Genomic DNA, 10862 nt, shown 5'->3' on the forward strand with positions numbered 1-10862 from the left:
TTAGCCTGCAAGCCCCTTCAGGAGCGCGACGCGTTATCGCCCAAAAGAGGCGGGACTACGGTTGATGTGTTCTGCGCATTTTCCAATACCATGCGCTGAGGAACCGCCAGCGGAATGCTCGCGGCACGCAGCCGTTTAATTATCTCGAACAACAGGTCGCTTTTCACACTCGCCACCAGACGAGGACTGCTGACGTATCCTGTTACGCTGAGCACCATGCCATTGGCACTTAACTGACTGAACGTGACGGAAGGCGCGGGACTCGTCAAAATCCCTTCGTGCTCGGTATAGGAGTCCAACAGAATCGTTCTGGCCTCATGGGGGTCGGTGTCCAGCGGGAAAGACAACGCCAGCGTCGCCACGCCGAACGCGTTGCCCATCGTGATATTGCGCACGTTCTGCGAGATAAACTGCGAGTTGGGTACAATGACCGTCGATAGGTCGCTGAGCTGAATTTCCGTCGCACGCACATTAATACGTCGGATATCGCCTTCAACTCCGCTGATATTAACCAGATCGCCCACTTTCACCGGACGCTCCGTCAGCAAAATCACTCCCGAGATAAAGTTTTTCACTATTTCCTGCAGACCGAAGCCGATACCCACCGACAGCGCGCTAACAATCCACGCCAGCTTGTTCCACTGAATGCCGAGCGTAGCCAGCGTCAGCAGAATGATGATGATGTAGCCGACGTTGCTGAACATCGTGACCATCGACGCCCGTATCCCGCGATCCAGCGTCGTTTTCGGCAAAAAATCATTTTCCAGCCAGCGCCGTGAAGAACGCATGGCGTACAGGGCTATCGCCAGAAAAATCAGCGCGTCCACCAGTCTTGCAGGAACGATACGCAGATTTTCCAGCCCTTTCCCACCCCAGATGTCCAGCGCTTTTTGCATCAGCTCCAGCGGCGTAGTAGTACCAAACGTTCCATTCAGCAGCGCGACCGCGGCCATTAAAATCAGGAAGACCTTACCTGCGGCAGAGAGTAGTGCCGTGGCCTGCGACAGGTGACGGTCATCAAGATTGAGAGAACTTTTGATGCGCTGACCGCTGAGGTTATTCGGTGAAAACACGCTTTCACACATATCGGACACCAGCGTGGAAAATAGATAGAGGCAGGAGAAGACGATCGCTATCCACACTAACTCGTAAATCAAAAAACGCGCAAGGGAGATATAGCCGGTGACCAGCGAAACCAGCACGGCAAAGGTCGTCAGCAAAACCGCCAGATGAATGATCCCCGAAAGCGTGGAACGTGCTTCCGGTTGCTCCCCGGTTGCCACCATCTGACGACGTATCTGATTGCTTCTCAGCGCAACCATGCCCGTCGTCAATGCCAGGAATAGCGTCGCCAGCCCGTTAACCACAATAGTAACAGCGACCGTGGTCCCCATCGTGATGGTCACCTGCTCGACGATCCCGAAGATTAGAATAATTAACGCGGCGATCACCGGAAACGGCGTCATGGCCTTCGCTACCGGATTAGAGATGGCAGGCAGCCGCCACGAAGGCCGTTGGTTAGACAGGAAAGCTCTCCCCAAACCGGCAATCATGGCGCAGAACACCGTCAGGCGTACCAGCGTATCCATAAAAGAGGCGATGCGCTCAGAGGCGATGCCATGACGAGTAAAAGTATAGTCGACCAGATTTGCGGCAATCCCTATCGTCAGCACGGTGGACATGACGGTCGCTGTCGCGAGGAAGCTGCGCCGCAGCCGCCCTTCCGGTAGCTTGTGAATCCCCAGCCAGGCCAAATATTTCTCCAGGTATTTGCCCCCAACCGCCACCAACGCAAGCGCAATCAGCAGCAGTAGCGCAGACCCCCAACGCCAGTCTGCGCTCCATGCGCCGGTAAAGGCACTCGCCACCTGCTGAGAAAACGAAGAGAACCGGCTTACGTCCTCCGGCTGAGGGTTAACAACTGGTGACCAGAATCGCGTACCAAAAAGGCTGCCTGAGTCGAGAGCGAGCTGTGTTTTTAATGCATTGCGCCGCAAGTTGACGATTTGCGCCGAGAGATTGGCTGTGCTGGCATGCAGCGCCTGTATCTGTACTAACTGAGCATCCAGATTGACTTTTTTCTGGTTGAGGCTGTTGCGCTTACGCGTCACCTCATTGGTTTCATTGAGTGCAGAACCTGACTCGGGCTCTGGTCCCAGCACATTAAGCTGCGACTGCATCTGCGAACGAAGCGGCGTCACAATCGCCGAGAGTTCGTCCGCCTTGCTAATGAGCTGCTGGGTTTGATCGTTCAGATCGCCGAACTTGCTGTCGCTGTTAACCCCCGACACCTGCTGCTTGATGCTGTCCAACTGCTTTTGTAGCTGTACCAATTCAGCATCGACATTGACGTTGGACTCTCCATTTTCCTGTGCAGATTGAGATGCCGTCTCTGCCGCCACGCCATATCCCAGCGGCAAGACCAAAATCGCCCACAAAAAAACACGCATCATTACGGAAAATAAAGTCGGCATATAGCGAAAGGTTCCCAGATTCATCAGAGACAGAGGATATTCACACACCCATACCAGGCTGGCTAGAGTGTAATTCAATAGTACAAAAGTATGGCAAAGTTCCAATCAGAGGAGACCGTAATTGCGCATCTCATCGCGCTAGCAAAGGTTTACGATGAAACGAAAAAAAGCTTTTCGCGATGAGGCTCGAAAAAATAGCGCTATTGAGCCGCAGAAAGCGATAACCGCGCCTGGCTGTACAGGGAATCGCCGTCTGGTCAAAATCGGCCGTCAAGTCGTTGACTCACCGGGGGGGGTGGGTATAATCCAGCCCACTTGTTATTGGTTGCGGCACACCGCAATCTCTCTTCCCAAGGCGCCCTTAGCTCAGTTGGATAGAGCAACGGCCTTCTAAGCCGTAGGTCACAGGTTCGAATCCTGTAGGGCGTACCATTTATAGTCCTTCTATAACCACCGTATTCAGCAAAAGTCATTTTTAGATCAAACTATAATCTATTTATATATTTCATTAAATAAATTGAATCTATTCCGATGAAGACCAAATCAATGAGTCGTTTACATAACTCTTCTTGCCTAAAGGTTACCGAAGGCCTCCTGCACTCCTTCAGACAAGATTAAGGATGTTATGTTAATAACATTGTCCCTCAACATTGACAAATAACATACCCATGAGTAATATTTGTCACTTATTTAAATTCATTGTTTGACAAATTGAGTATTTAATTAAAAATATTTTATTCATTATCGAAACATCTACCAATATTTTATATATTAATTCTGATAATTTTTTATAAATATTCCACTGATAATTTACCGTTTTAGTATTATTTACTATTTAATTTTTTTGGTAAAAACACATCGATAATAGCGATTAAAAAACAATCATAAATAATCTAAATATGTCTACCGTGTATCCCTTTAGTATCAATTTCCACAGAATCGCTTCCTGCGCAAACCCACTCCTCAACTCTTTCTGATAGCTCCTGAACAGAAAGTCTGTGTCGACCTTTTATGGCACATTCCCAGATGATCATTATGTGCCAGCCATCATTTTTGAGCTTTTCGCAGATATTTTTATCCCGTGCTACATTCCGCCCAATTTTTTCTATCCAAAATTCGGTGCGTGTCGCTGGAACTTTGAAAAGATAACACTCATGCCGGTGCCAGAAGCATCCATGAGTAAAAATTATTTTTCTATATTGATCAATAACAAAGTCAGGATTTCCGGACAAATCTTTCACCTGTGTACGAAACTCAAATCCTAAATTATCAAGAATCGTTGCCAGCTTAATCTCGATGGCTGTGTCATGATTACGGATCGCTTTCATATTTTTGCTGCGAACAGATGGGTTATGAACATCAGCCATAGTCAGACTTTATGCGACCTTTTTGTTATTTTTTAGCTCAACTGCCTTGTTAATATAAGGTATCAACATTTTTGCTACGGCAGCAAAAACTGGGACAACCACCGAATTTCCAAACTGCCGATATGCTTGAGTATCAGATACCGGGATACGGAAAGACGTGCCGTTTGGCGACTCAAACCCCATCAAACGAGCACATTCCCGAGGCGTCAACCTTCTAGGTCTGTTTTTCTGATTCTCTTCGTTATCAAAATCTCGTTCTCCTAGTTCCTTATCCCATCCGCGATCAATTAGTATTTCGGAACCATCTTTATGGTATCTAGCCGACAAAGTCCGGGTAACACTATCCGGATTTCTTGGCGATACAAGACCAAACCCAAAACCATTCCCTTTTGCCTGATGCTTTTTCGCGTAGTTATATAAATATTTCCAGAGAGCAGGGGTAAGTACATATTTGCTATCAACTCTATCGTCAAGTAGCTCTTTGAGAGTCAATCGTTTCTCCGGAAAGAACTGATGAATATTTTTCAGAGTAAACCCTTTATGAATATTAAGTTCACGCCGGAATCCTACCAAAACAATACGTTCACGATGCTGCGGCAAGAAATTTTTACCATCAATAATTTTAGGGTCATCTGACCCCATGTGTTCAGAATCAGCAACCGCGTATCCAAGTTCGTCCAGCGTTTGCATAATCACCCGAAAAGTTTTTCCTTTATCATGACTTTTTAGGTTTTTCACATTTTCCAGTAAAAAAATGGCCGGTTTTTTAGCTGCAATAATACGAGCAACATCAAAAAACAAAGTCCCCTGAGTTTCGCATTCGAAACCATGAGCACGGCCCAATGAGTTTTTCTTGGATACGCCAGCTAGAGAAAATGGCTGACACGGAAAACCCGCAAGCAATACATCGTGGTCAGGAATTTCACATTCGATTTTTTTGTATGCTTTTTTTTCACTAATGGATTGATCATTACTTAACGTAATTTCTCTAATATCAGAGTTGAATATGTGATGTTCCGGATCACAATACCAATTTGCCTTATAAGTGCGAACTGCATCTTTATTCCATTCACTGGTAAACACACATTGCCCGCCTATTTCCTCAAATCCTTTCCTAATCCCGCCAATTCCCGCAAATAAATCGATAAAGCGAAAACCGTAACGAGGATGGTGATCTGGTGGAGAAGGCATTAGGCTGTTTAGCATCTGTACTTCCAACTCTGTTAGTGCCTTTTGTACCATTTTTCCATTTAACCACCGGTTAAGTGTTTCTCGGGTCCAATCACTGTGGCTGACAGCACGAAGTGCCTCTGCAACATACTTTTGATCATAAATTTCAACAAGTTTTCTGATTAATAATTTATCATCTTCTCTCTTCCTGAGCTGATCTTGCTCATTCTGCTCTATCAATTTTTGTGCAATCAGCTCTAGCTCGTTCATTTCAATGCCGTCTATCAAATGGGAAGTTTCAGTGTAACTTTATCACTAAATTAACCCAGAAAAAAGTTCAGCTGTACAAAAAACCAGATAATTACCGTAACATAATAACTAATAATTACTTTTATCCGTCTATAAAACCATTGCGGCTGAGTATCAATGAAAACCCCTTACTTAGCACAAACATTGGCTACAAGAACCATGACTAAAACTTGCACCCCGGCAAACCAAAATTTCCATCTTTACCTGAATGCATCCCGCCTACCCACTAACATGTACCAGGCTACGTAACTGAGTCTGATAGTTTGAAATCGTTAGGTGCCCAGATGCTCTTGTACTATTTAATCACCGAAGAAATCGATAACCACGCTTAATCAATCAGCATAAAGTTCACAAAGTTCCTCGATAAACTCGCCAAGCGTCATAATGTTATCCCTGATCTCTTCAGGATATTTTTTATGAAGTGATGAAGGGACAACCAGAGTTACCCCTTCTTGCCGCATTTCCCTAAACTGAGCAAGAGACACACCTTCCTGGAGAGTGAAAAGATGAATGTTTTTTATCCTGTTTGCTTCATTTAGAATCTGACGCCAACGATCTTTACATGTTGTTTTAACCGCCAGCATTCGGAGTTTATTGTCAGGAAACCTAGTATCACGGTATGCCAATTCTGATGGAAAAAGAAAATCAGGTTTTTTATTTCCTTCCGTTTTAACCTGAGTGGAAAATTGTGCCAGGCCATGTTCAATAAACAGCTGTTCAAGGTGTAATTCCAGAGATTTTCCCGCACGAGACTTTCTTCTGTTACTGACAGAGTTAGCCATTGAGATGAATTCACCAACAGAACCAAATCCTTTACGGATAATATCCAGTACGTGAATTTCCTCTATGTGTAGAAATATTTGATACTCAATATGTCTGCGCTCGATAAGTTTTTTATCAGGTTCCCCATAACTTTCGGAATAATGTTCAGCTGCAAAACGAATAATTTCACGTCCGGTAGGAAAATTATTTTTCCATTCGATGGGGATGTTAAACGTAGGTCTTAATTCTTTAGGTGTAAACGCAAAGCCCCCGAAAATTTTTTCTCCGACATCGAAAAGTACTACTCCAGGCAAGACTTCTCCGATCATTGACTCGATAATATCTTCTTCGTCAGCATTGATACAGACCCATATGTCAACGAATTCACAGTCCTTCTCAGGTGTAAAATCAAACGCCAATAGTGTAAGTGCCCCTGTGTTTTCAGTATCCTGAAGAGGGCTTCCTCGGCCCCAGCGTGTGATCCGCTTTTCATTTCTAGTTTTACCAAAATAGCGGCTGTTATAGTAAATTGCTCTTGCCTGGCTATCCGGACAAACATGCGACGAGACATGCGCTGTTAACATTACTGAAGGATTAAGTTCATTCGTATGGTTTATCGATGGAAAGAGAGTCCCTACCACATTAGATGGTATATAGAGACCAACCTGATGTCCGCCTGTGGCGCCAGTATCGTTCGCTGATAATCTCTTGATAAGAAAGAAGTTATTATTATCTGATTTTTCCTGTAACCATTCATGCAATCCAGACATGGCATTCTCCGTTTTATATTGTTTGCAGCCAATGCAATAAATGACTCTGCTACCCTAAATTGTGTTTGATTATTAACTATTTCTATTCTACAAGAATTGCACATAATGGACCAAAACTTCGTCCTATAACCTTAACGCTACAAAAAACCAAAGAAAACCGTTCACCGACAAAAATACCTTTCCCCTCTTCTCCTGCAAACCCGTTACCTTATTCGTACCCCTTATAATGGGGTGTTAGCCAACCCCGCCCACTAATCACCTATCCCCAGACCGCTTCCCTCTGGTTTCCACAAACCCCTTGATTGCGTAACGCGGATGCGTATAGTTCTTATTTTTAATTGCGGCTATTTATCCCTGTCTTTCGCCAACCGCGCGGCAAGCAGAACGCCGCTCTCCCGGCTAACGATTATTCATAGCCCGAATATTCAAGGCATTGCCGGTGACTACATCGCTGAAGCTTCTCAACCCTCAGGTCACGAGCAACCCGGCCTGCAACGTTGAATCAATAAAAACGCCCCGGAGACGGGATTTGCCACTGTCAATCTTCTTAAATAGTCAAGCGAACTATGTATAACGTCAAAAACACATCCACGCCTTTACGTAAAACGTTGCTGGCTCTGGCGGCAGGCTCGCTCGCTCAGACGGCTGCCGCAGCAGCAACGACGCCTGCCAATACTGATGCCGAGACCGATTCCAAAGATACGATTGTGGTGCAGGCGAGCGAGACGGAGAACTTCCGGTCCGGCGGCGATGCGCTGGTTCCCGCCTATCTGGATGGTCAGGTCGCCAACGGCGGGCGTCTGGGGATGCTCGGTGAACAAAAGGCCTTGGATGTGCCATTTAACGTGGTGGGTTACACCGCTAAAATGGTGCAGGACAAACAGGCGAAAACCATTGCCGAGCTGGTACACAGCGATGCAGGCGTGCAGGCGGTTCAGGGCTACGGCAACGTGGCGGAAACTTATCGGATTCGCGGTTTTAAGCTGGACGGCGACGACATGACGATGAGCGGTCTGGCGGGCGTGGTGCCGCGTCAGGTGGTGGATACCCAGATGCTCGACCGCGTGGAAGTCTTCAAAGGCGCTAATTCACTGGTGAACGGCGCGGCCACCAGCGCCGTCGGCGGCATGATCAACCTCGAACCCAAACGCGCGGAAGACACACCGACAACCCGCGTAGGCGTCGATTACACGTCGTCTTCGCAGGTAGGCGGCAGTCTGGATCTGGGCCGTCGTTTCGGCGACGACAATCAGTTTGGTGTACGCATGAACGTGGTTCACCGAGAAGGGGAAGCGGCCGTGGATGACGATAAACGTCGTACCACGCTGGCCTCTCTGGGGCTGGATTATCGCGGCGACCGCTTCCGAACGTCACTGGATGTGGGCTACCAGAAAAAAACGTTCCACGGCAGCGAAATGGGCGTCAACATCAGCGGCCTGGACAACATTCCCGCCGTACCGAGCAACACCCGCAACTATTCACAGAAGTGGGCTTATAGCGATATCTCTAACAAGTTCGGTATGGCTCGCACCGAATACGATCTTAACGATAGCTGGACGACCTACGTCGCGCTGGGCGGACAGCATGCCAATGAAATGGGCACCTACTCTTCGCCCACCTTGACCAGCGACAATGGCGATGCGACCGCCTCCCGCCTCGACACCAATAACATCGTCGATAATTTCAGCGGCATGGCCGGCTTGCGTGGCAAGTTTGATACGGGTTTCGTATCCCAACAGGTCAATGTCGGCTACTCTGCCCTGACTAAGCGTACCCGGACCGCCTGGGGCATGTCGTTCAATAACCCGACCACCAACATCTATCACCACAGCGACGTCGCCATACCGGACAACGCCCTTTGGGGCGGCCATTATGCGGATCCGCTGACCACCAGTCGTTCCCGCATGCAGGGCGTACTGCTGAGCGACACGCTCGGCGTGTTGAATGACCAACTGCTGTTCACCGCGGCCGGGCGTCATCAGAAAGTGGTGGTGCGTAACTACAGTAACGTGACCGGCGAGGAAGAGGCGGATTCTCGCTTTACCGAAAGCCGCTGGATGCCGACCTACGGCGTGGTTTACAAACCGTGGGAACAGCTGTCGCTGTACGCGAACCATACGGAAGGCCTGCAGCCGGGCAGCATCGCGCCGAGCACGGCGGCTAATGCGGGTCAAAGCACCGGCATCATCCATTCGAAGCAAAATGAAGTGGGCGTCAAGGTTGATATGGGGCGCGTAGGCGGCTCGATGTCGCTGTTTGAAATCAAGAAACCGTCGGCCATTCTAGATAGCGTCAGCAATCGCTACAGCGTCGACGGCGAGCAGCGCAACCGCGGGCTGGAGCTAAATGTCTTTGGCGAACCCGTATTGGGCGTGCGTCTGAACGCCAGCACCGTCTGGCTGGACCCTGACTTGACCAAAACCGCCAACGGCGCCAACGACGGCAACGACGCCATCGGCGTTCCGCGCTTTTACGGCGTGGTGGGCGCGGAATACGACATCAAACCGGTGGACGGTCTGACCGCGACGGCGCAGTTGAACCACTCGGGTTCACAGTACGCCAACGCGGAGAACACCAAAAAGCTCGACAGCTACACCACGTTGGATCTGGGTCTGCGCTACCGTACTCGCGTGAATAATGATCAGAACGAAATGGTCTGGCGCGTCGCGCTGAACAACGTGACCAATGAGAAGTATTGGTCTGGCGTCGAGGACTACGGCGTGTATGTCTTCGAAGGGGAACCCCGTACGCTCAAGGTGTCCATGAGCTACGACTTCTAACGCCCTTCCCTGCGCTAAGATCCCGATATCCAGTCATGGACGTCGGGATTTTTTGTTTCTCCGCATCAGGGGGCCATTTCAGCCAAACGGGAGAGACGAATCAATAGAGCAACTCACACACGCCAGCCCGCCCCCACCGCATGCACTTAAAACGTTCCAGCCTATAAATACGAAGGCGAATCATGAAGACGCTTTCAAGGTCAGCACGAATATCCGCATGAGCGATCACCGCGATGATATCTGCTTCGTCACGCAACGACCGAATAGCGCTCATCGAGTAGCTCGAACTCGTAATTGGGGTTCGGCGACAGAATGATCTGTTTCTCTTTCGTCACGAAAATCGCGGTAATACCAGGGAAGTCTTGGAGATAAGCGATCCCGGCTTTCACCCCCATGCCATACATCAGGGTGGTGTAGATGTCGCCATCAATGGACTCGTCCGACACGATGGTGACACTGTCCAATTCGTTATTAAGCGGGTAGCCCGATTTCGGATCCAAAATATGATGATATCGCTCGCCATTGAGGGTGAAGTAACGCTCGTAAGTACCGGACGTGACGACGGATTTATCGATTGCTTTTATCACGCCGATCAACTCGCCCTGCTCGGCGAAGGGTTTTTTAAGGCCGATACTCCAGCGCCCCTGAGGATCGTTTAACGATCGCCCCATCGCCTGCACGTTGCCGCCCAGATTCAATAATGCATTTTTAACGCCGTTTTGCCGCAGAAAGCCTTTGATGACGTCGGCGATATAACCTTTGGCGATAGCGCCGAGATCGATCTCCATACCTTGCTGCTTGAGGAACACGGAGCGATCTGCATCGTTCAGGATCACATGGCGCGGATCCGTCAGCGCCAGCCGCTGTTGAATGTCCGCCGCGCCAGGCACAGAATTGCCGCTAAAACCGATTTTCCACAGTTTGACGACGGGCCCGATGGTGAAATTGAAATGACTATTGTCCAGCAGGCTCACCTGCCGGGCGCGTTTAATCAGCTGATAGACGATGGGGCTCACCACTACCGGATGCTGACCCGCCGCATGATTGATATTCATGACTTCCGACGGGGAGCGATTCACCGTAAGCAAATCTTCGAGGCGTTTGATGCGTTTGAAGGCCTGAACAACCAGATCCTCATTGAGAGAAAAAAGCGTTAAGGAAATTCGCGTGCCCATCAGTGTCGCGGCATAGGAAAAGGAGCTGTCTTCAGACGTCGTCATAAAAGCACCG

6 protein-coding genes and 1 tRNA gene are annotated in these 10862 nt (G+C 48.7%); 2 read left to right on the forward strand and 5 right to left on the reverse strand.

All coding sequences use genetic code 11. The features are described 5' to 3' along the window. Positions 1–17 precede the first annotated feature (17 nt). Positions 18–2474 carry a DUF3772 domain-containing protein gene (locus I6N93_RS11410; RefSeq protein WP_085685347.1) on the reverse strand — a complete coding sequence of 819 codons (2457 nt, stop codon included), beginning with the start codon at positions 2472–2474 and terminating at the stop codon, positions 18–20. A 355-nt stretch (positions 2475–2829) separates the two neighbouring features. On the opposite strand from I6N93_RS11410, the gene I6N93_RS11415 reads away from it, so the two are divergent. Beyond that, positions 2830–2906: transfer RNA gene (locus I6N93_RS11415), tRNA-Arg, on the forward strand. 461 nt (positions 2907–3367) lie between these two features. Here I6N93_RS11415 and I6N93_RS11420 read toward each other — a convergent pair. From I6N93_RS11420 to I6N93_RS11430, 3 genes are all read right to left on the reverse strand, one after another. Next, the gene (locus tag I6N93_RS11420) at positions 3368–3841 is read right to left on the reverse strand and encodes a very short patch repair endonuclease (RefSeq protein WP_085685288.1); all 474 of its coding nucleotides are present in this window, start codon (positions 3839–3841) and stop codon (positions 3368–3370) included. A 9-nt stretch (positions 3842–3850) separates the two neighbouring features. After that, positions 3851–5281 (reverse strand): DNA cytosine methyltransferase, encoded by a 1431-nt coding sequence (locus I6N93_RS11425; protein ID WP_085685292.1) that lies wholly within the window; start codon positions 5279–5281, stop codon positions 3851–3853. Positions 5282–5652: 371 nt separating this feature from the next. Then, complete coding sequence (locus I6N93_RS11430; protein WP_085685295.1) at positions 5653–6852, reverse strand: type II restriction endonuclease; 1200 nt, start codon at positions 6850–6852, stop codon at positions 5653–5655. Positions 6853–7418: 566 nt separating this feature from the next. Here I6N93_RS11430 and I6N93_RS11435 point away from each other — a divergent pair. Next, positions 7419–9632, forward strand: a complete 2214-nt coding sequence (locus I6N93_RS11435) for a TonB-dependent receptor (protein WP_085685298.1) — start codon at positions 7419–7421, stop codon at positions 9630–9632. A 248-nt stretch (positions 9633–9880) separates the two neighbouring features. On the opposite strand, the gene I6N93_RS11440 is transcribed toward I6N93_RS11435, so the two are convergent. Continuing rightward, complete coding sequence (locus I6N93_RS11440; RefSeq protein ID WP_085685301.1) at positions 9881–10852, reverse strand: FAD:protein FMN transferase; 972 nt, start codon at positions 10850–10852, stop codon at positions 9881–9883. Between the last annotated feature and the right edge of the window lie 10 nt (positions 10853–10862).

Origin of the sequence: Lonsdalea populi (genome assembly GCF_015999465.1) — a bacterium.
Taxonomy (GTDB): Bacteria; Pseudomonadota; Gammaproteobacteria; order Enterobacterales; family Enterobacteriaceae; genus Lonsdalea; species Lonsdalea populi.

What these genes read in the sequence shown, in the direction of transcription:
- I6N93_RS11410 (WP_085685347.1), bottom strand. Translation starts at nt 2,474, where the DNA reads ATGCCGACTTTATTTTCCGTAATGATGCGTGTTTTTTTGTGGGCGATT.
- I6N93_RS11420 (WP_085685288.1), bottom strand. Translation starts at nt 3,841, where the DNA reads ATGGCTGATGTTCATAACCCATCTGTTCGCAGCAAAAATATGAAAGCG.
- I6N93_RS11425 (WP_085685292.1), bottom strand. Translation starts at nt 5,281, where the DNA reads ATGAACGAGCTAGAGCTGATTGCACAAAAATTGATAGAGCAGAATGAG.
- I6N93_RS11430 (WP_085685295.1), bottom strand. Translation starts at nt 6,852, where the DNA reads ATGTCTGGATTGCATGAATGGTTACAGGAAAAATCAGATAATAATAAC.
- I6N93_RS11435 (WP_085685298.1), top strand. Translation starts at nt 7,419, where the DNA reads ATGTATAACGTCAAAAACACATCCACGCCTTTACGTAAAACGTTGCTG.
- I6N93_RS11440 (WP_085685301.1), bottom strand. Translation starts at nt 10,852, where the DNA reads ATGACGACGTCTGAAGACAGCTCCTTTTCCTATGCCGCGACACTGATG.